The organism is Thalassovita sp. ABM4_323 (genome assembly GCF_056158665.1).
This window is the reverse complement of record NZ_JBSWTS010000006.1, coordinates 1-20,571: the sequence shown is the minus strand read 5'-3', so window position 1 is coordinate 20,571 and position 20,571 is coordinate 1. Positions and strand designations below refer to the sequence as shown.

The window sequence follows — 20,571 nt, the reverse complement described above, 5'->3', positions numbered from 1 at the left end:
CGATATGACCAAGTACTACACCGTCACTACCCCTGACACCGGCAAGGATGGCAAAACTCGCTTCCACAAGGTGGGTGTCGCCTTCCCGCAGAACGAAGGCGCCAAGTCCTTCATGACCATCCAGCTCTTCGCAACCCCGGTGAATGGCGAGCTCGTCCTCTTCGAGCCCAAAGCCGACAGCGACGACGGCCAGGTCACCGAATGACCCGGCCGGGGAGGGGCCTTGTGCCCCTCCCGCCAAACCTCACCGACATTTCACACGAAGGACAGACACAATGGAACTTCTGCCCCAATCCATCCTCGACCAGCTGGCCGCCAATGGCCGCGCCAACCAGGCGCGCATCGAAGCCGGTGAAGACACCATCGACCATCACCCGGTCGCCAAGCTCTTCACACCTGACGGCGGCGCCACATGGCTCCTCAGCGAAACCGACCCTGTAGACGCGGACATCGCTTTCGGTCTCTGCGACCTCGGCCTTGGTTATCCCGAACTTGGCTCAGTTCGGCTCAGCGTTCTCAAGGCGCATCGTGGACGTCTCGGCCTACTGATCGAACGGGACCTCCACTTCAAACCAAACGCGCCGCTCGGCACCTATGTCGAACGCGCCCGCGAAGCCGGAGAGATCGTCACATGAGCACCAACATTCGACCTGAACATATCAGCGCCTTTGAGGCGCTGACTTCCGGAGAGCACGACAATTTCGCGCTGTTCTCCTGCTTCCTCGATGGCGAACCAGCCGTGGCAATCGTTGCCGTGATGCCGCCTGGAAGCGACGAGGGCGAGTACCAAATCACGCCGCTCTTTGTCGGTGTCACGGAAAGCATGGTTCTTACCGATCACAACGGGACACCTGCCTGAGGCAGCGCTCCGAAGCAACAGGTTGACCCAACCGTCTCATGCGACGGTTGGGTTTTCGCTTATCTGCTTTCAGCGCGCGCGACTTCAAAGGAATGCCGGGCCTGCCTAACTCAACGGGTCGCCGTCTCGGTTGCAAGCCATGGGGTCAATGCAAGCATTTTCAAATGCCGTTTCGGACACTGCCGGGAAGATTGCAGAAGGCGAGGTTCGAGGCGTTGCCATGGCCGGAGTGCGAACCTCAGACTCCTTGTTGTCCGAGCCGCCGGCTCGGTAGCCTGTCCCCTGGCGGGGCAGGCGAGAAGCGGAATTCAAGATCACTTCAACTGAATCTACAAAAATATAGTATTGACGACGACATATAGTATCGTAAGATGAACGTGACCTTGAATGAAGTTGGCAGGAAATAGGGGGTCTTTCTTCGCATGTCCCGGGCCAGGAGACTGACAGATGCTGAAAAGGCAGAGATTCTGCGTGAGGCCGCCGAGGGAGTTTCGACGTCTGTGCTCGCGGAGCGGTTTGGCGTGACGCCTCGAGCGATCCAATACACTCTGAAGGCGGACGCAGAACGCCAGCGGGATGCGGCGGTTCCGGTTGCTGCCGTGAGTGTGAAAGTGACGCCCGAGGAGTTGGCCGCCTTCGATGAGGTGCTGGCCGCGGCGGAGATTGAGACGCGCACAGAGGGGCTGCGAAGGCTTATCCAAATGGCGGTCGGGACCTTCGTTCCGGACGCCCAATTGGCCGCCGAGATGGCGCGCTACCGGGCGTCCTTGCATGAGGTTGGCAATGGCGTCGCGCAGATCGCCAAACAGATGACACAGGCCAACCGTATGGGGCAGGGGGCCGGTGATGGGGCGGGGCCCGAGTTCTCCGAACTACGGCTTGCACAGATGCGCGGGCTGGCGCGATTTATCTTGGATAGTGCTGACGAGATTGACCTGCTCCTGCGTCGCCGCCGGGATGCGATGCAGCTCTCTGCCACTGCCGTGCTGAGGGAGTTTGCCCATGCGGCTGAATGATGCCGTCCATGACGTGACCGGCGAGGTATTCCGGGACGGCTGGAGCCGTATCCGGGGCTCGATGCAGGGGCTGCAGGCTGGGCGCCAAAAGCAGCTCGTGCGGGCCGCCGCAGGGCACCGCGCTGCGGTCTTCAAGGCGATCCGGGGCGGGGGCACCCATACGAAATCCCAGCTTGCCAACCAGCTCGAATACCTCACGACCAAGTCCACGCATATCGTTGACTCAAGCGGCTTCCTGGATGGGAAAGTGAAGCTCGAGGCGAAGGAGGTGAAGGACCTCACCGAGCGGTTTGCGAAGCGCTGGAGTGCCGGGTTCAAACCCAAGCTCGGCCAGACGACGCATATGCTGATGTCCTTTCCCGTAGGCACCCGCGGTGAAGATGTGCGGGACATCTCGTCCAATGTGGCGGAGCGGTTCTTCCAAACCGACGAGGGGCATTTCGACTACATTATCGCGGTGCACGAGGATCGGGATCACCCGCACGCGCATTTCGTATTGAACCGCCGGTCGCAGGAGGGCGAGTTCTTCTTCCTGGGCCGGGATCACAGGTTCAATTACGACGACTTCCGCCTCGCCATGGTCGAGGAAGCCGAGAAGTTTGGGGTGCGCCTTGAGGCAACGCGTCGGCTGGATCGGGGTATCGTGCATTACGCGCCGCGCACCCGCGAGGTCTACGCCGCCAAGGAAGAGGGCCGGGTGGCGGAACCGCGTGCGCGCGTCGGGGCCGATCTGGATCGGGCGCTCGAAGAGATTGCGAACACGCGGATCATCTATCACTCGCTTGCCGCCGAAGCGTCCCATGACAATCGCGAGGATATTGCCGACGCCTTGTTCCGGGCCGGAAAGGTCCTGGCGCAAGGGGGCAAGCTCAATCTTGAAGGAGGGGTTTATATGGCCGAGGAACAATCGTTCGAGGATCTGAGAACCCGCTATGCCGATCAGGTCGAGCGTATCCAGGGCATGATCGCAGAGAAGCCGGAGGCGGAACGCCCGCGTCTGGAACGCAGCCTCAACGAAATCCAGTCACGCCTGGCCCATATGCAACCGCTGGGTTTGCGCTCCGTGACCCTCACCGAAAAGCCGTCCGAGGGCGGGGTCTATTCCGAGGTCAATATCGACCGCGATCAGTTGGATCGTTTGCGCGAACCGGAGGTCCGGGCGCAGGTCGATACCGCCCTTCGCGGCACGGGGATCAGTTCTTCGGTTGTCGTCGCGCGGATGGAGACCGGCGCGCAGAACGCGGCGCTTGAGCGGCAGTGGATCGCCGATGATCTGGCGCGGGTGGCCGAGAAGGACGGGCTCAATCTCGAGCGGAGGGCTGATCTCGAGACCGCTCGCGAAACCCTCAACCGGGCCCATGTTCAGCTGGGCACGGCACTGGAGCGGGCGGGCGTGTTGCGGGAGGATGGCGTTGTGGAAGAGCCGACCGTCACCGAGCGGTTCCATTATCATCCCGAGGCGGTCCGGGCCATGGAAGGAACGATCCGGCAGGAGATGCGCACGGAAGGTTTGACCGCGCAGCAGATCGAAGATCGTGTCTGGCAGGTTGCGTCTCGTGCCGAGCGCCGGGTTGAGGCTGAGCAGCGCAGCTACCTTGATGCCCATCCGCAACTGCTCGCACGGCCTGGCGAGGTCATTGATCGGTCCGAGCCGTACCGGGAACATATCACCGATGATGCCCGCGTGCGGGAAATCACCCGCGAGGTTGATCGGATCATGGTGGAACACGATACCCGAACCCCCGTCGCAGATGCCGTTGCGGCCGACTTCCGCACCCGATATCCGGATATGCCGTCTCATCTCGCACAGGGTCTTGGCGCAACCTATGCAGCCGTTGCCGACGCACGGGATACCGAGGCCATCAATGAGGTTCGCCGCGAGGATGAGATGCGCGACGGTCCGCGCCGTTTGTCTGCGGAACTTGCACATGTCGTCAATCATGAGCGCGCCGGTGTTCTGTCCTCGCCCTTCGAGAATACCGATCAGCAGGCAAGGTATCTCGATGCGGTCGAGCGGGAGCTTGATGAAGATCAGATCGCCCGGCTGCGTGATGGTGATGCCGACGTGCTAAAGGATCAGATCGAGGATCGGCTCGACCGGCTCTATGCGGCCAAGGTCTATCTGCAATCCAATGAGGCAACCGCCAACAGTGAAGCGACACGAACCGTGGTCGAGGAGATCGCGGAACGCGAGTATCAACTGCACCGTGCCGATCTTGTCGATGGTGAGTTTGAGCGCGGGGAGACCCATTGATGGGATCGATGCGGAGAGGCCGTCTTGCCATCGGCGTGTTATTGGTCACGCTTGTGGCCGCCGCGATTGGCTATGTCATCGCATCCACGGTTCTGACCTTCAAAGACCTCGGGTTCCAGGCCGAGATCGACTTTTTCTATATCGCACAGAACTACCGGGCCATTGGCAAGGTTCGACCCGACGACTTCAAACTGATCAACCTGATCATGGGTGGCGCAGGGGTCGCGGGTCTGATGATGAGCCTGGCGATGTCCGGCTCAGCGCTCACCCGCTTCGGCTATACCCATTGGCAAACCCGCCGCGAGATGAAACGCAACGGGTTCTTTGGCAATCCCGGCGCCGGGTTCGTGATTGGTAAGCTTGGTAAACCGATATCACGGGCGCCTTTCCTCTGTTCCAGGGTATTCCCACATGCCTTGATCGTGGCCCCGACAGGGCGTGGCAAGACCACCGGTTTTGTCATTCCGAACCTGCTCACCTGGCAGGGATCGGCCGTGGTGCTCGATGTGAAGGGCGAATGTTTCGAAGCCTCCGCCCGCCATCGCGGCGCGCAAGGTGACATGGTCTATCGCTTCGCGCCGACGGATTGGGAGGACAAGCGCACCCATCGGTACAATCCGCTTCTGCGCATCTATGAGCTTGAGGACCCGGCGCGCCAGCAGATGGAGTTGCAGCTCCTGGCAACCCTCTTCCTGCAGAACGACAATGATCGGGTGCAGGGGCTCCTGAAAGGTGGCATTGATCTATTCGTTGCCGCCGGCCTTCTGGCCTTCCAGCGCAAATGTCCAACCTTGGGCGAAATCTACCGCATTGCCGCATCCGGTGGGAACAAGCAGACGGAGTATCTTGCCCGCTCGCATGAGGTTCAGAATGCGGCGGCGAGATTGATATTCACGCGGTTGGCCTCGACCAACAATGACACTCTGACGTCTTATGTCTCGCTTCTGATGACCTCGGGTCTGGATCAGTGGCAGAACCCGGCAATTGATGATGCGACAGCGGTGTCGGATTTTGATTTCCGGACGATCCGCAAGAAGCCCTTCAGCGTCTACCTGGTCGTTCAGCCGCTCATGATAAAGCCGTTGGCGCCGCTCATTCGGCTGTTTTTTTCCGATTTGCTTTCGGCATTGCAGGACAAGGAACCCGGTCCGGATGAACCCTGGCCGGTGATGATCATGCTCGATGAATTCAACCGGCTGGGCAAGATGCCGATCGTCGCCGAAAGCATCGAAGTGCTGCGCGCCTATCGCGGGCACCTGGCAGTGGTGACACAGACCATCCCCGCCATCGATGAAATCTACGGTGAGAACACGAGGCGTGCGTTGCAGGGGAACGCCGGTATCAAGCTATACCTGACACCTTCGGACGAGAAGACTGTCGAGGAGTTGAGCAAGGCGGTCGGCAAGACCACCAAGACCGTGGTCACGCGATCCCGCGCGGTTGGGAAAAACCCCTTCGAAGGCCGCAGCCAGTCCGAGCGGACCGAAGAGGTTTCGCTCCTACCTGAGGACGAGGCACGCCGCCTGCCGCTCGACGAGGTTATCGTTGTGGTCGATGCACAGATGCCGGTCCGGGCGAAGCGGATCGTGTACTATGAGGATCCGTTCTTCAAGGGCATCCATGCGGCGCAGGAGGGAGAGTTGCCGTTTCCAAAAGGGCCGGTCGGGCCGATGGGTGAGTTGCCATTGAGTGTTCGGGCGATGCCGACAGCGCCGCGGGCGACAGGTTTGTCGGAACGCGATTTTGAAGCCAGGATGGGATTCACAGAGCCCATTGGAAACGCTCCTATCGACCCAAGTTCCGCCACAGTGGCCCAGCACAGCCGTGCCGCTGTCATCGCAGAGGATCGGCGCCAGTTTGAGATGGATTTTGGGAGCCGAGAAGCGCTTCAGTTCGATAATCCAACAGAGGCGGACTCTGAGCAGGTCGAGGACGCCTTGAGTGCACTGGACAGATTGGAGGGGGAGATTTTAGGTGTTTCAGGTTCGAGTGCGGAACGAACCGAAAGGCTGGTCTCGGGCTAAGCGGTTGTTGGGGCAAAATGCAGAGAATGGCAGGGGAGAGCCCTTCTCGTGAATTTGAAATTCTCGCTGCGTGCGCACGCGGCACGAATTTTGCTGCGATTGCGTGAACCATCGTGCCGTGCCGCGATGTGAAAAGGCGCCGTTCATGCAAAGCTCAGCAAGTCGGAGGGATCAATTCACAGATCGCGGAGGAAACCAGACAAACTGATTATTCCCCAACTATGCAGCAATTGCCGAGGGTTAAATCCTGCCGAGACAAAGGCATTGCACGTTCCTTGGTATTGAAAACCGCCAAGCGCAAAGTTCAGGTCGGTAGAGGGCCTGGAAGTGAGTACCCTCTGCTTGCATGCATCAATCCGCTTGCGAACCTGTAAGCTTTGAACCCGGTGATCCGCCGCATCCTGAACAATAGTTGCCGGGGCACTCGCTTTTGCCCTGACAGTGCTCAGCCGGGTGAATGAGTGGTTGTTCATCAAGCAATATGGCCAAATCACCAATGTAAGTCTGTTATTGAGCCATATTGAGTTTCTCTTTTCCATGGAAAACCAATGCCTTGGGTAGTCATTTTTTTGGCCAGATTGTCCACTTGCCGCGAAATCGGGAATCAATCCACTGTCAGAACAAGACGCGGCAAGAAGTCGCGCTGATGGGAGGGAATTCACGTTCCCACACGAAGAATCTTTCCGGCTTGGCTGAAATAATTCAGCCTTAAGCAACGGATATTATTGTTAAAATTTCCATGCCGGGCATGGAAGCCGCTGATGAGGTGTTGAAATGAAATATGCGCATATCACTGTTGAGCCGATGAACCCCAATATCGGTGCCACGATCAGCGGGGTCGATCTGAACAATGTCACCAACCCGGCGGTTTACGAGGAAATCAAACAAGCGCTGTGGAGGCATGGTGTCATTTTTTTCCGAAAGCAGCCTCTTGAGCCAGAAGCCTACCTGAAACTTGGTCGAGCCTTTGGTGAGCCGGAAACGCACGAGTTCTTTCCGCATCCCGAGGGATATCCCCAGATCCAGAAGATTTCACACCAGGGGTTTGACGCACCGGACACGGACCGTTGGCACCACGATGTCAGCTTCCGCGACAACCCGAGCCTGATCTCGATCCTGCGGGCGGTGGATATCCCGCCATCCGGCGGCGATACGATGTGGATGAACTGTAACCTGGCTTTCGAAAGCCTGCATCCGGCAATGCAGACGTTGCTGTTGGATCTCGAGGTTATTCACGATCTACCGGCCCTGTTCCGTCGTATGGGACAGTTCGAGAAGATGGCCAAGGCCAAGGGTATCGCTCGTGAAGAATTTGAAATGCAGATGATGAAGGCGAACCCGGAAAAGATACACCCGGCCATCGTCAATCACCCGATCACCAAGAAGCTGACGCTTTACGTGAACTCGGCCTGGTCGCGCGACTTTGTCGGCATGCACCGTGACCTGTCCGATGCGTTTATGCAGATGCTGTGGGAATGGGTCAAAAAGCCCGAGTTCATGTGCCGGTTCACCTGGGAAAACGACTCGATCGCGATCTGGGACAACCTTGCCACGCAGCATTATGCGGTCTTTGACTATGCGCCGCATTACCGCGAGATGCAGCGCATGACAACCGCCGAGTTCACCCCGGTTCTGGATCGTTCGACCGTTGCGGCCGAGGTGCGCCCGGCAAGCTGGCAAAGCTCACCATCGGCACAAAAGGCGCTGGACAGCATCGTTGACCAATCACGCCTGGCCAATGCCAGCCCCAAGGAACGCGCGGCGGTCGATGCGATCTTTGATGCGCTCAAATCCACTGATCTGAACGCCCTGGCGCGCAACGGATAAGGGCGAGAGACACGATGCTCGACCAAACCGAACTCGACAGCGATCTTCTGGCCCTGCAACGGGTCCGGGTGCTGCAGCGCAATGCGCGCAAGGCGGCGGCGGATCTGGCCCGGCTGGACGAAAGCGCGGCCAAGGCCATCGCTGCCAAGATCGGTCAGGCGATGATGCCACGGGGCGAGTTCTACGCCGAATGGGAACTACGCGAAACCGGCTATGGCCGGGTGCAGGACAAGGTCGCCAAACATGACGCCATCGTGGCCAGTGCGCTGAATGACTGGAATGATGTGCAGCTGGGTGGAACCCGGATCAACGAGGATGAAAAATGTGTGGAAATAGCCTACCCCGCTGGGGTGATCGTGGCCATCGTACCATCGACCACGGCCGTTCCGGCCATCATCTGGAAGGTCATGATGGCGATCATGACGCGCAGCGCGGTCATCGTAAGCCCGCATCCGGCGACGAACGATTGTTCGGTGGCTGCGGTGGAGGAAATCGCTGCGGTGGCACGGGCGGCGGGTGCCCCGGAGCATGCGGTTCAAATCCTTGACGGGCCGACCCTGCCGACAACACAGGCCCTGATGAAAAACCCGGGTTGTAACCTGATCATGGCGACAGGTGGTAACCCCCTGGTGCGGGCGGCCTACTCCTCGGGCACGCCCGCACTGGGCGTTGGGTCCGGCAATGTGCCGGTCTATGTGGATGAAAGCGCCGATCTGGACCTGGCCGCCTATTGCACGGTCACTGACAAGGAATTCGAATATGGCACGCCCTGTTCTTCGCCGTCGGTCGTTTTTGCGCACCGGGCAATTGCCGAGCAACTGAAGCAAAAGATGAGTGCCCAGGGGGCGCAATTCCTGACGTCGGCCGAGACCGACAAGATGCGCGAATGCGCCTTTGGTGGTGGTTCTCTGAACCCTGCTATCGTGGGGCAGAGCCCGGCCAAGGTTGGCAAGATTGCCGGCTTGAACGTGCCTGACAGCACCCGCGCGATCTATTGCCCGATCCCTGGCAAGCCGGATCGCAGCGAAAGGCTGCTCAAGGAAAAACTCTCGGTCATCTGTGGCTTCATCGAGGTGGACAGCCTGGATGATGCGATTGATATCGCTGGTGAGATGCTCAGCTACGCGGGCAATGGCCATTCCTGCAATCTCTATACCGAGAACGCGGAACAAGCCGTTCGGTTCGGCGGGGCGCTGACCTATAACCGGATCATCGTGAACACCGGTGTCGTTGTCGGCGCGTTGGGGGACAACAATTCGCTGAAGGGATCGGCCATGATCGGAACCGGTTTTGCCGGGGGCAGTTCGGTTGGCCACAATGTACAGCCCACCGACCTGATCCAATGGAAGAAAGTCGTGTTCGCGACCAACCCGGTCGATGTCCCGCAAGCGAAGGTCGCCGCGCAACCTGCCCCCGCTGCCACACCGGACACGCTTTCCGACACAGTCAAGAACGAGCTGCGCGCGCTGTTGCGCGAAGAGCTGGCAAGGAACCAATAGGACCGACGATGACGCAACTGAGATCATATATCTTCCTCGATCAGCTTCAGCCGCAGACCATGTGTTTTCTCGGCGCAAACCAGCGGGGCTTCCTTCCGCGGGCCAATGATGCGGCCATGGTGGTTGAGGTCGCGCCGGGGATGGATATCGAATACCTGACCGACATCGCGCTGAAACAGAACGATGTGAAGCCCGGGAACCTCGTGGTTGAACGGCAGTTCGGTTACCTTGAGTTTCACGCCCAACTGTCGGCCTCGGTGCAGGCGGCAGGGTCCGAGATTTTGCACGCCATTGGCGCGCGCGAAACAGATGCAATCGCGCCCGAGGTGCTGTCGTCAACGGTCGTCGACAGGGTCGATAACCTGCATTCCTTCATGATCAACCGCAACAAGACCGGCTCGATGCTGTTGCCCGGGGAATCGCTGTTCATGTTGGAAACCGCACCGGCGGCCTATGCCCTTCTGGCGGTGAACGAGGCCGAGAAAGTGTCGGATGTGAAGCTGGTCGAGTGCCGGTGGATGGGGGCAGCGGGGCGGATTTACATGTCGGGCACCGCATCCGGTGTCAGAAGCGCGCAGGAGGCGGCCGAAAACGCCCTGCGTGCCATTGCAGGGAGGATCGGAGGATGAGTGGCGAGATTTCCACCCTTGTGCGCGAGGTTGCGGCCGAAGCGTTTCACAATACCCCGGCGAACGATGGGGGCATCGTGATCCCTGTCCGGCTTGATACGCCTGCCGACAATGAAGTTTTCATCGAGTTGATCCTGGCGGTCGCCTCGGTGCCGACGCTGGGTGATCTGCTTGAAAAGCGCATGATCCGGTTTTGTGCCAAGGGCAATGGCGCCGCTGGGCAATCACAGGCCAAACCGGCCAATGCGCCGACACAACCTGCACCTGCACCAGTGGAGCCGCAGGTGCAGGTCGTCACCACCGATGCGCGCGTGATTACCGAGCGTCTGGTCAAGCAGAACGAAGGCAACACGCTTGAGGTGCCAGCCAAGGCGGTCATCACCCCGCTGGCGCGTGAATTGGCCCGGCGGCTTGGGGTCGACATCAGAAAGGCCGCGTCATGAAACTCGGAACCGTCACGGGCCGGGTCTGGTCCACCAAGAAACTCGCCCAGTTGCCCCCCGGGGCGCTGCTGATCGTGGAACTCGATGATGGCGAGGGCAAGATCGTCGCGCTTGATACCTTGGGCTGCGGCGAAGGCGAACGTGTCATCATATCGGAAGACGACGGCGCGGCGGACCTTGTCACAGGCCAGGGCACCGTGGTCGACGCCATCGTCGTCGGATCGCTCGACAAGAACCAGAATTAACCTAATTCCAGACAGTTAAAGGAGAAAACCATGTCTGAATCCATCGGAATGATCGAAACCAAGGGTTTCATTGCCGCCTATGCCGCCGCTGACGCGATGGTCAAGGCCGCCAACGTGAAAATCACCGGCAAGCGCGAAGTTGGCGCGGGTCTTGTGACCGTCGAAGTCGAAGGCGACGTGGGTGCCGTGAAGGCCGCAACCGAGGCCGGTGCAGAAGCCGCCAACCAGGTTGGCGAAGTGGTTTCGCTGCACGTGATCCCGCGTCCGCATCTCGAGGTCGCCAAGGCATTCGGCACCGGCAAGTAACGCCCGCTGAAACCGAAAGCCGGAGGTTGACATGAGCAAACCGCAGTTGCGGGTCTATTTGCCACTCAGGGATTTGCAGCGCCAGTTTGCTGCCTTTCTGAGTTCACCCGTGCCCGCCCGGGGATATGTGCCACTTGAGGGGACGAACTCGCTTTTCATCGAGATCGCCCCCGGCCTGTCCATCGAACGGATGCTGGACCAGGCATTGAAGACCGAACCGGGGGTCGAACCCGGCATGCTGGCCGTCGAACGACAGTTCGGTATGCTGGAGATCCACAGCCAGGACCTGGACGAGCTTGACCGGGCCGGCAAGTCGATGCTGGATTGGCTGGAAACCGACCTTGGCGCACAGGTGCCGCCCGAGATGCTGTTTACCGACATCATCGAGGACATATCTGACCGCCATGCGGTGATGATCAACCGGACGAAAAAGGCCAGTATGATCATGCCCGGTCAGTCGTTATTGATCATGGAGGTCACACCGGCGCTCTACGGTGCCTATCTGGCCAATGAGGCGGAAAAGGCGGCGCCAGAGAATACGCTGGTAGAATGCCTTATGATCGGCGCCAGCGGACGGGTCTACATGGCCGGGAAGCCGGAGGGGCTGGCCAAGGCCCGCGCGGCCGTCGAGGCCGGGTTGAAAGACATTGCCAAGGCGATGAAAGCCAAGTGAGAGGAGCCGAAGGGCCAGTATCTTGACCTTAGAAACGCCAGATAACACGCCCCGCAAGGTGGTGATCCTTGCGCCCGAAAGGGTGCTGGCGTCGGCTATTGTCGGGCCCTATGACGTTTTGTCCTCGGCTGGGGTGGTCTGGCCGCTGTTGCGCCACGGGGTTGAACGCAAGCCGATCTTCGAAGTGTCCACCGTGGCGTTGCAGGCGGGTGAGCTGGACACCTATTGGGGTTTGAAAACCCGGGCGGATCATGCACTCGAGGACATCCAGCAAGCGGATTACGTGATCCTGCCGACCTTCATTGCCCAGTGGAAACTGGGCCCCGATTGGGGGTTTGGCGTTACTGGCTTTGAAGAGATGACGAAATGGGTTCAACGACTATATGACGGTGGTGCCACCATATGCAGCATTTCGTCGGGGGGCATCCTGCTGGCCGAAATGGGGCTGCTTGATGGGCACGAGGTAACAACCCATTGGACAATGGCCGAGTCACTGAGCCAACTTTATCCGCAAATCCGGTTCTCCTTTGATCGGGCGGTTTATCGTGTTGGCGAGGACGAGCGGATCTGGGTCGCAGGCGGCGGCACCTGTTGGCAGGACCTGGTGATCCAGATCATCTCGCAAGAGGCCGGGCCGTTGGTCGCGGCCCAGACGGCGCGGGCCTATACGATATTCGGTCAACGCAGTGGGCAGCTTCCGTTTTCCGAATGGCAACCCAAGATCGACCATGGTGACAGCGCGATTACGCGAGCACAGATGTGGATCGACGAGCAATATGCCGCGCAGGATGTCCTGCCCGGCGCGATCGAGGCTTCGACCCTGGCGGACCGGACCTTCAAACGACGATTCAAGGCCGCAACCGGTCTGCCGCCAACGCATTACCTGCAGCGGGTGCGCGTGGAAGAAGCGCGCATGCTGCTGGAGACAACCAACATGAATGTCGAGGCGGTGGCCGTCCATGTTGGCTATTTCGACACCGCCTTTTTCAGGAACCTTTTCAAGAAATTCGTTGGTCTCAAACCCAGCGAATACCGGGAACGGTTCAGCCTGTTCAGCGAACGGTCCCAAGAGGCCGAAGATGAACTAGGCCGTGCTGTCGCGTGACAGGGCGGCAAACCAAAACAGGAAGGAAAAATCAATGAAACTTTTCACCAAAACGGCCGTTGCTGCGATGCTGAGCATGAGCCTTGCCGCAGCTGCCGACGCGGGCGCCCTGCGCCTGGGCACAGCCGCCCCCGAGGGGTCGCCCTGGGGCAAGTTCCTTGCAGGTTTTGCCGCAAAAACCGCGGAATTGTCGGGTGGCGAGCTGACCATCACGCCCTTTTGGAGCCAGGAGTTGGGTGACGAGCAGACCATGGTCCGTCAGGCAGCCCGGGGCCGGGTCGATATCGTGGCCGTGTCCAACACGGCGATATCGCTACTGGTACCCGAGTATTCCTTGATGTCGGCGCCCTACATCTTTGATAGCCCTGAACAGGCGGATTGCGTTTATGACAAACATATGCGCGACGCCTTCGGGGCGGAGCTTGATGCTGCGGGCATCGTTCCACTGGCGGACTTTGAGGTTGGCCAGCAGATCATCTTCTCCAAGTCGCTGATCAAGACCCCAGCCGATCTTGCCGGGACCAAGATCCGTACCGCGCCGACCATTCCGGATTCGGTGTTCATGGAAGAGGCTGGCGGGGTTGCCGTGCCGCTGGGCGGTGTTGACACGATGCCTGCGTTGAAGACCGGAAGCGTCACGGCAGTGACCTGGCCGACCGTCTTTGGCATTGCCGTGGGATACGCCCAGGAAGCGCCCTTCGTGACCACGACGAACCATGTCTACCAGGTGGGCCTTGTGGCTATGTCCAAGAAAACCGCCGCGGGGTTGAGCGAGCAGGAAATGGGCTGGGTCATTGAAGCGGCCACAGCGATGAACGGCCTGCGGGGCGCCATCCGCGGTGCGGAAGGTGCGCTGATCGGCAAGATCAAGGGGGCAGGTCTGACCGTGCATGATCCCGACGCCGACGAACTGGCCGCCTGGAAAGCCGTCGCCCCCGCTGCACAGGCACGTATCGTTTCGGAAATGGGTGGTAATGCCGCCGAAGTCTGGGACCGGGTTCAGGCCGCCAAGGCTGCCTGCACCAACTGATGGCTGGCAGTCTTGAAGCGCACGATTGACATACTGACCACAATCGAAGGGGCGATCGCCACGCTGGCCTATAGCTGCGTGGCGATCCTCCTGATGGGCGATGTCATCGGACGCGAGCTGTTCGGCATCTCGGTTTTGGGTATCAAGACCGTGGCGGTCTATGTCGCCATCGTGGCCGGGTTTTTGGGCCTCGTGTTGGCCACCCATCACAATGCCCATCTTCGGCCCGAGATATTCGATCACCTCATCACCGGCCGCCGGGGCGCGATGTTTGATCGGATCGGAGACCTGCTGTCAGGGTTGTTTTTCCTGTTCCTGGCAGGATACGCAATCTATTTCGTGGGCCAAACCCGCGCCGCGGGCGATCGGGCCGCCGTACTTTATTTCCTGCTGTGGCCGATCCAGTTGATCATTCCCTATGCATTCCTGTCATCGGCACTCAGGCATTTTGCCTTCTGTGTTTCACCCATTCTGAAATCCAAATCGCAGGACCGTTGATCCATGGATGTTGCTGGTCTTCTTGCCCTGGTCTTTACCTGCCTGTTCTTCCGGATGAACGCGGTTGTCCTGCTCTTGGCGTTGGTGGCCTATGTCCACCTGGTCTGGGGGGATGGACGGCTGGAATACCTGGTCGAGGACATGTGGATCAGCCTCGACAACGATCTCTTGCTGGCGATCCCGATGTTCCTGATTGCCGGGAACATCATGACACGCGGGTCAATCGCAAAACGTCTGATCCGGGTCACGATGCTGGCCACCGACCCGTTGCCCGGGGGCATGGGGGTGGCGACGGTGCTTTCCTGCGCTCTGTTCGCCGCAATCAGCGGGTCGTCGCCCGTCACTCTGCTGGCTGTTGGCGCAATCCTCTATCCGGCCCTGCGCGAGGCGGGTTATTCGAAACGGTTCTCCCTTGGAGCGATCACCTCGGGGGGAACCCTTGGGATCGTGATCCCGCCTTCAATCCCGCTGATTGTCTATGGGCTTGTCACGGAAAAAAGCGTTGCCGACCTGTTCATTGCGGGCATCGGACCGGGTATCCTGCTGACGGCGGTGCTGGCTGGGTACTCGTTCTGGGTCAATCGGCATCTGCCGTCGAAATCCTTTGATCTGCCGGCCTTTGTGATTGCCTTGAAAGAGGGCATCTGGTCGATGCTTTTGCCGGTGATCCTTCTGGGGGGGATCTATAGCGGATACTTCTCTCCGACCGAGGCGGCGGCTGTGGCGCTGGCTTATGGGCTCCTGGTCGAAGCCTTCATTCACCGCGAACTCAGCTTCGCGGATTTTCGCAAGACCACGCTGGATACGGCCGTGATGCTGGGCATGCTCTTTCCGATCATAGCAGTGGCGCTCAGCCTGAAGTCGGTGCTGACCATCGAACGCGTGCCACACGAGCTGGCTATGTGGATCACTTCGATCACCGAAAGCAAAATCGCCTTCCTGATTGCGGTGAACCTTCTGTTGCTTGTGATCGGGTGTTTCATCGACGTGATCTCGGCCATCCTGATCCTGGCGCCCCTGCTTCTGGTTCCGGCGATGAGCTATGGCATCGACCCGATCCATTTCGGGGTGATGATGGTCATCAACCTGGAAATCGGGTTCCTGACCCCGCCCATCGGGTTGAACCTCTTCGTTGCGACAACGGCCTTCCGCGAGAAGTTCTCGGAAATCTGCCTTTCGGTCTTGCCGTTCATGGCCCTGATCGTGACGGTGTTGATGATGGTTACGTTCATTCCGGGAATTTCGCTTTGGCTGCTTCGTTGAGGCCAAGTGTTTCGAGCGCCACGTAGCGACCAGATTGGCCTGTCTGAACTGTGTGGAGACCGAGTGTCAGCGACTGCTTTCGTCGATCTTCTCTAGATCGTCTTCAACGTCGGCATGGCTTCCTTCTGCAACGGTCAAAGTCGGTGTTGCAGGCTTCTGCAATGGCGACAATGGGGCTCTGAAGAGTGCAGTTCCGCCGAAGTCAGTGATGTCTTCATCGCTGAAAACGCAGGCCACGTGAAATGTGTCGCACGTGTGCCAACATGCAAAGTTGGTTCAGGACGGATTCAGCGGGTCGGGGATATGACCAGTGCCAAGGCTATGCGCCAATAGTTCGCGGTTCGCCCGCGGCACCATCACTAAAAAATCGGTCTTTCGAATCGGAAATCGTCAGGACTCCGAAGATCATTGGAGTCCGTAAAACACCATCGTCTTGTGGTGGAATCATCGTAACTCATTGGTTTTTTGAGGGAAATTTTTCTATTGATTTATATTACCGACTGGTAATTAATAAATAATCAAGACGTGGAGGGCCGACGTGGCGTACGAAACCATCGCAGTGACTGAGACCAACGGCGTTGCCACGATCCGGTTATCGCGTGCCAAGCAGATGAATGCTTTGTCATTCGATATGATCGATGAGCTCGCCGACGCGCTAAGCCGGATCGAGGAAAAGGATGGGGTACGATCCCTGGTGATCACAGGAACGGGTTCGGCATTTTGTGCCGGCGCGGATCTGAAAGAAGTTCTCGATACCGTGGGCGTGCCCGGCAAGCGAGATTTTCTTGATGTGATTGCTGTATTGTTCAGGCGCCTGCGGAATGTGCCGATGCCCGTGATTGGCGGGCTGAACGGGATCACAATGGCGGGTGGGCTCGAACTTGCCATGTGCTGTGACGTTCTGATTGCCGGTGAAAGTGCCCGGATCGGTGACGCGCATTCGAATTTCGGTGTTTTCCCCGGTGCCGGCGGCGCGGCGGTGCTGCCTGAACGGATCGGGCTCAACAATGCCAAATACCTGCTGTTCACCGGTGATGCGCTGCCCGCGCGCCGCCTGATGGAGATGGGGCTGGTGCAGGAGGTCGTGGCCGATGACGAACTGGCGGCGCGGCTGCAGACTTTTGGCGAGAAACTGGCGGTGAAAAGCCCGCTGGTGCTGCGCCGGATGAAATCGGTCGCCAACCAATCGATGGAAATGTCGCAATCGGGCGCGCTGCAACTCGAGCTGGAAACGCTACGCAATCACTTCCGGTCGGATGACATCAAGGAGGGCCTCGCGGCCTTTGCCGAGAAACGCAAACCGGTCTTCACCGGGCAATAAGGATCAGACAAGAATGACCAAGACATATGTCATAGGCGTCGGCATGACCCGGATGGGCAAACAGGCCGACAGCACGGTGAAATCCTTGACCCAAGACGCGGTCGATGCGGCGCTGGCCGATGCCGGGGTCCAGAAATCCAACCTGCAGGGCGCCTATTTTTCCAACGCCACCCAGAACCACATGGAAGGCCAGTTGATGGTCCCCGGTCAGGTCGCCCTGCGCGCCATGGGCGTAGGCGGCATTCCGGTGGTCAACGTCGAAAATGCCTGTGCCAGCGCGGCGACGGCCTTTTCCATGGCCAACCAGTTCCTGCGTGCAGGTGATGGCGACATTGTCCTGGCTGTCGGGGCTGAAAAGATGTTTTCGACCGACCGCGAACGGATGTTCAGCGTCTTTGACGGCGCCTGGGACATATCCACGGTCGAGGCCAACAAGGCACAGCTTCTGGCGCTTGGTGAAGGGGTTGAGGTGCCCGAAGGCACGACCTCGCCCAAACCTTACAGCGTTTTCATGGATGTCTACGCCGCCTTCTGCCGGCTGCACATGAAGCATTTTGGCACGACCCAGGCACAGATTGCCGCCGTCGCCGCCAAGAACCACAGCCATTCGGTCCAGAATGAAAAGGCGCAGTATCGCGATCCCTATACGGTTGAACAGGTATTGGCGGCGCCGCCGATCACCTATCCCCTGACCCTGCCCATGTGCGCCCCGATCTCGGACGGCGCAGCGGCAGCAGTGCTGGTGAGCGAAGAGGGGCTTAAACGGCTCGGTCTCTCGCGCGACCGGGCGATCGAGGTGAAAGCCTCGATCATCCGCACCGGGACGGACCGGCTGGCAGAGGATTTCAGCAATCACATCACCGCCCGCGCGGCCCGCGATGCCTACGAAATCGCGGGAATTTCGCCGTCAGACGTGTCGGTGGCGGAGGTGCATGATGCAACCGCCATGGGCGAGATCATTCAGATCGAAAACCTTGGCCTTGTGCCGTTGGGCGAAGGTGGCCCGGCCTCCGAGCAGGGTGTCACCACCATTGGCGGCCGTGTTCCGGTGAACCCGTCGGGCGGGCTTGAAAGCAAGGGCCATCCCATCGGGGCGACAGGGTTGGGGCAGATTTACGAGCTGGTCAGCCAGTTGCGCGGCGAATGCGGTGCACGGCAGGTCGAAGGCGCCAATGTGGCCGTGGCCGAAAACGGCGGCGGGCTTGTCGGGCTGGAAGAGGCCGTGGCGGCCATCACCGTTTTGGCACGCTGAGGAAGGGCAGGAGCATGTATCGCAAGACCGAAGAACAACAGATGGCCGTGGACAGCCTGCGCCGTTTTCTCGACGAGAAACTGGAGCCGGAAATCCGCAAATATGACGATGAAGTTATCCCGGACGAGAAATTCCGCGATTGGGCCGGGCAATTGTCCGAGTTCGGGTTGCTGACCGCGCCCCACCCCGAAGAACATGGCGGCTATGGCATGGATTGGGTGACGCACCTGATGCTGTTCGAAGAGGTGGTCTATTCCTCGCTCGATCTGGCCGTGCCGCTGCTGATCAACGTGGTTGCCGCCGACCTGCTGATCCGCCTTGCCCCGCCGGAATTGCGCGACCGTTACGTGCCGGACCTGCTGTCGGGTAAGAAATTCGTCAGCGTCGGTATTTCGGAACCGGACGTAGGATCGGACGTCGCGGCGGTGAAAACCCGCGCCGTGCGCGATGGGGACCACTACGTGATCTCGGGCGAAAAGACCTGGATTTCCAGTGGGCGCTTTGCTGACATTTTCATCTGCACCTGCCGCACTGAGGAAGGGCTCAGTCATATCCTGATCGACCGCGAGGAACACGGATTCGAAACCCGCGATATCAAGAAAATCGCGCTCAATGGTCAATCCACCGCGCAGGTCTTCCTGAACGAGGTACGGGTGCCCGTGACCAACGTGATCGGTGATGCCGGACAGGCCCTGCGCCAGACCTTGGTGGTGTTTGAGCGCGCCCGCTGTCACATGGCGGTCTGGGGTTACGCGGTGGGGCGTCGCGCCAATGACGAGGCGATCAAGTACAGTCAGGAACGCAGCCAGCACGGCAAGATGATCGCCGGGCACCAGTTGATTGCCGACAAGATCGCCACCAACGCCACCAAGATCGACGCCGCGCGCCTGTTGACCATGCGGGCAGGCGCGATGATCGACGCGGGCGAACGCTGTGATGCGGAATGTGCCATGGCCAAGTGGTACGGTACCGAGATTGCCATCACCGCCGCACGTGATGCGCTGCAGATCCATGGCGGTAACGGCGTGACCAAGGAGTTCATCGTTGAACGGCTGGCGCGGGAATCCCTGATTGGGCCGATCCCAGACGGGACCACGGAAATTCAGAAACTCATCATCGCGCGCGCCCTGACCGGCATCGCGGCGTTCTAAAGGGGGCCCGTCATGCAAATCGAGGGAAAGACCATCATCATCACCGGCGGCGCCTCGGGCCTTGGGGCCGAGACCATGCGTTACCTGCACGGGAAGGGCGCCAACGTCGTGGCCTGCGACATGAATGCCGAGGCTGGCGATGCGCTGGTTGCGGAACTGGGTGAACGCGCCATGTTCGCCCGGCTGGATGTGACCAGCGACGAAGAAGCCGCAGATGTGATCGCGCGGGTGGTCGAGAAATTCGGCGCCGTGCATGTCTGCATCAACTGCGCAGGCGTCGCTGCGCCGGGCAAGATCATCGGCCGCGAGGGCAATGCGACCTCACTTGACGCTTACCGCCGGACCGTCGACATCAACCTTGTCGGCACCTTCAACATGATGTCCAAATGCGCCGCCCAGATGGCCAAGAATGACCCCGAGGATGGCGAGGAACGCGGCGTCGTGATCAACGTCTCGTCCGGGGCCGCATACGAGGGACAGATCGGGCAGGCGGCCTATGCCAGTTCGAAAAACGGCGTGATCGGGCTGAACATGCCCGCCGCGCGCGAGTTGGGCCGCTATGGTGTGCGGGTGAACGCAATCGCGCCGGGCCTTTTTGGCACGCCCATGGTCATGTCGTTTGACCAAAAGGTGATCGACAGCCTGATCGAGGCCTGTGAGGCCCCCAAACGCGTGGGCCGTATGGAAGAGTTCGCCCATGCCTGCGCCTTCCTGATTGAAAATGCCTATGTCAACGGCGAGACGCTGCGGCTCGACGCGGCGACCCGGTTGAAAGCACGGTGAGGTAGGCGGATGCAACTTCGCAGTGGTCCACTGAAAGGTGTTCGCGTGGTCGAAATGGCCGGGCTTGGACCCGCGCCGTTTTCGGCCATGCATCTTGCCGATCTCGGCGCCGAGGTGGTGCGGGTCGCGCGCCCGGGCCAGAAGTTTCCCTTCCCGATCAAGGAGAAGTTCAACATATACGACCGCTCACGCAGATCGGTGGTTCTGGATCTGCGGTCAGAAGATGGTCGGGCCGATCTTTGGCAGTTGCTGGAGCGGGCTGAAATCCTGATCGAGGGTTTTCGCCCCGGCGTGATGGAAAAGCTGGGATTTGGCCCGGATGACGTGCTCCGGCGCAACCCCGCGCTTGTTTACGGCCGGATGACTGGCTGGGGACAGAGCGGTCCGCTGGCG

Annotated in this window: 22 protein-coding genes; all 22 read left to right on the top strand. The window is 59.8% G+C overall.

What is annotated here, in order from left to right:
• Nucleotides 1–4: 4 nt before the first annotated feature.
• Entirely contained in the window at nucleotides 5–205 is a 201-nt protein-coding gene (locus ACXADQ_RS01935) for a hypothetical protein (RefSeq protein WP_090063199.1), read from the top strand.
• Nucleotides 206–275: 70 nt separating this feature from the next.
• Nucleotides 276–635, top strand: coding sequence for a DUF2958 domain-containing protein (locus tag ACXADQ_RS01930; protein WP_475314582.1), 360 nt, complete (start codon nucleotides 276–278; stop codon nucleotides 633–635).
• Nucleotides 632–859 (top strand): hypothetical protein, encoded by a 228-nt coding sequence (locus ACXADQ_RS01925; protein ID WP_475314578.1) that lies wholly within the window; start codon nucleotides 632–634, stop codon nucleotides 857–859. Before ACXADQ_RS01930 ends, ACXADQ_RS01925 begins: the two co-directional genes overlap by 4 nt.
• A 422-nt stretch (nucleotides 860–1,281) precedes the next feature.
• On the top strand, nucleotides 1,282–1,875 hold the full coding sequence (locus tag ACXADQ_RS01920; protein ID WP_475314575.1) for a transposase: 594 nt from the start codon (nucleotides 1,282–1,284) through the stop codon (nucleotides 1,873–1,875).
• Nucleotides 1,862–4,129 carry a relaxase/mobilization nuclease domain-containing protein gene (locus ACXADQ_RS01915; protein WP_475314571.1) on the top strand — a complete coding sequence of 756 codons (2,268 nt, stop codon included), beginning with the start codon at nucleotides 1,862–1,864 and terminating at the stop codon, nucleotides 4,127–4,129. The genes ACXADQ_RS01920 and ACXADQ_RS01915 overlap by 14 nt, the downstream gene beginning before the upstream one ends.
• Before the next feature lie 8 nt (nucleotides 4,130–4,137).
• Nucleotides 4,138–6,153, top strand: a complete 2,016-nt coding sequence (locus ACXADQ_RS01910) for a type IV secretory system conjugative DNA transfer family protein (RefSeq protein ID WP_475314730.1) — start codon at nucleotides 4,138–4,140, stop codon at nucleotides 6,151–6,153.
• Between the two features lie 774 nt (nucleotides 6,154–6,927).
• On the top strand, nucleotides 6,928–7,980 hold the full coding sequence (locus ACXADQ_RS01905) for a TauD/TfdA dioxygenase family protein (protein ID WP_475314567.1): 1,053 nt from the start codon (nucleotides 6,928–6,930) through the stop codon (nucleotides 7,978–7,980).
• Between the two features lie 14 nt (nucleotides 7,981–7,994).
• Nucleotides 7,995–9,479, top strand: coding sequence for an aldehyde dehydrogenase family protein (locus ACXADQ_RS01900; protein WP_475314565.1), 1,485 nt, complete (start codon nucleotides 7,995–7,997; stop codon nucleotides 9,477–9,479).
• Nucleotides 9,480–9,487: 8 nt separating this feature from the next.
• Nucleotides 9,488–10,108 (top strand): hypothetical protein, encoded by a 621-nt coding sequence (locus ACXADQ_RS01895; protein ID WP_475314563.1) that lies wholly within the window; start codon nucleotides 9,488–9,490, stop codon nucleotides 10,106–10,108.
• Nucleotides 10,105–10,551 (top strand): hypothetical protein, encoded by a 447-nt coding sequence (locus tag ACXADQ_RS01890; RefSeq protein ID WP_475314561.1) that lies wholly within the window; start codon nucleotides 10,105–10,107, stop codon nucleotides 10,549–10,551. Before ACXADQ_RS01895 ends, ACXADQ_RS01890 begins: the two co-directional genes overlap by 4 nt.
• Nucleotides 10,548–10,796 carry a EutN/CcmL family microcompartment protein gene (locus ACXADQ_RS01885; protein WP_475314559.1) on the top strand — a complete coding sequence of 83 codons (249 nt, stop codon included), beginning with the start codon at nucleotides 10,548–10,550 and terminating at the stop codon, nucleotides 10,794–10,796. Before ACXADQ_RS01890 ends, ACXADQ_RS01885 begins: the two co-directional genes overlap by 4 nt.
• 30 nt (nucleotides 10,797–10,826) lie before the next feature.
• Complete coding sequence (locus ACXADQ_RS01880) at nucleotides 10,827–11,102, top strand: BMC domain-containing protein (RefSeq protein WP_475314556.1); 276 nt, start codon at nucleotides 10,827–10,829, stop codon at nucleotides 11,100–11,102.
• Nucleotides 11,103–11,133: 31 nt separating this feature from the next.
• Complete coding sequence (locus ACXADQ_RS01875; protein WP_475314554.1) at nucleotides 11,134–11,775, top strand: hypothetical protein; 642 nt, start codon at nucleotides 11,134–11,136, stop codon at nucleotides 11,773–11,775.
• Between the two features lie 22 nt (nucleotides 11,776–11,797).
• Nucleotides 11,798–12,880, top strand: coding sequence for a GlxA family transcriptional regulator (locus ACXADQ_RS01870; protein ID WP_475314552.1), 1,083 nt, complete (start codon nucleotides 11,798–11,800; stop codon nucleotides 12,878–12,880).
• A 34-nt stretch (nucleotides 12,881–12,914) separates the two neighbouring features.
• The gene (locus ACXADQ_RS01865) at nucleotides 12,915–13,910 is read left to right on the top strand and encodes a TRAP transporter substrate-binding protein (RefSeq protein ID WP_071974190.1); all 996 of its coding nucleotides are present in this window, start codon (nucleotides 12,915–12,917) and stop codon (nucleotides 13,908–13,910) included.
• A 12-nt stretch (nucleotides 13,911–13,922) separates the two neighbouring features.
• On the top strand, nucleotides 13,923–14,408 hold the full coding sequence (locus tag ACXADQ_RS01860; RefSeq protein WP_071974191.1) for a TRAP transporter small permease: 486 nt from the start codon (nucleotides 13,923–13,925) through the stop codon (nucleotides 14,406–14,408).
• Between the two features lie 3 nt (nucleotides 14,409–14,411).
• On the top strand, nucleotides 14,412–15,671 hold the full coding sequence (locus ACXADQ_RS01855) for a TRAP transporter large permease (RefSeq protein WP_071974192.1): 1,260 nt from the start codon (nucleotides 14,412–14,414) through the stop codon (nucleotides 15,669–15,671).
• A gap of 538 nt (nucleotides 15,672–16,209) precedes the next feature.
• On the top strand, nucleotides 16,210–16,992 hold the full coding sequence (locus ACXADQ_RS01850; protein WP_475314548.1) for an enoyl-CoA hydratase/isomerase family protein: 783 nt from the start codon (nucleotides 16,210–16,212) through the stop codon (nucleotides 16,990–16,992).
• Nucleotides 16,993–17,005: 13 nt separating this feature from the next.
• Nucleotides 17,006–18,244: a thiolase family protein gene (locus ACXADQ_RS01845; RefSeq protein WP_475314545.1), complete on the top strand. Its 1,239-nt coding sequence runs from the start codon at nucleotides 17,006–17,008 to the stop codon at nucleotides 18,242–18,244.
• 14 nt (nucleotides 18,245–18,258) lie between these two features.
• Entirely contained in the window at nucleotides 18,259–19,395 is a 1,137-nt protein-coding gene (locus ACXADQ_RS01840; RefSeq protein WP_475314541.1) for an acyl-CoA dehydrogenase family protein, read from the top strand.
• Between the two features lie 12 nt (nucleotides 19,396–19,407).
• A complete protein-coding gene (locus tag ACXADQ_RS01835) occupies nucleotides 19,408–20,178 on the top strand; it encodes an SDR family NAD(P)-dependent oxidoreductase (protein ID WP_475314536.1) in 771 nt (256 codons plus the stop codon).
• 9 nt (nucleotides 20,179–20,187) lie between these two features.
• A partial coding sequence (locus tag ACXADQ_RS01830; RefSeq protein ID WP_475314532.1) for a CoA transferase occupies nucleotides 20,188–20,571 on the top strand: 384 nt, incomplete at its 3' end.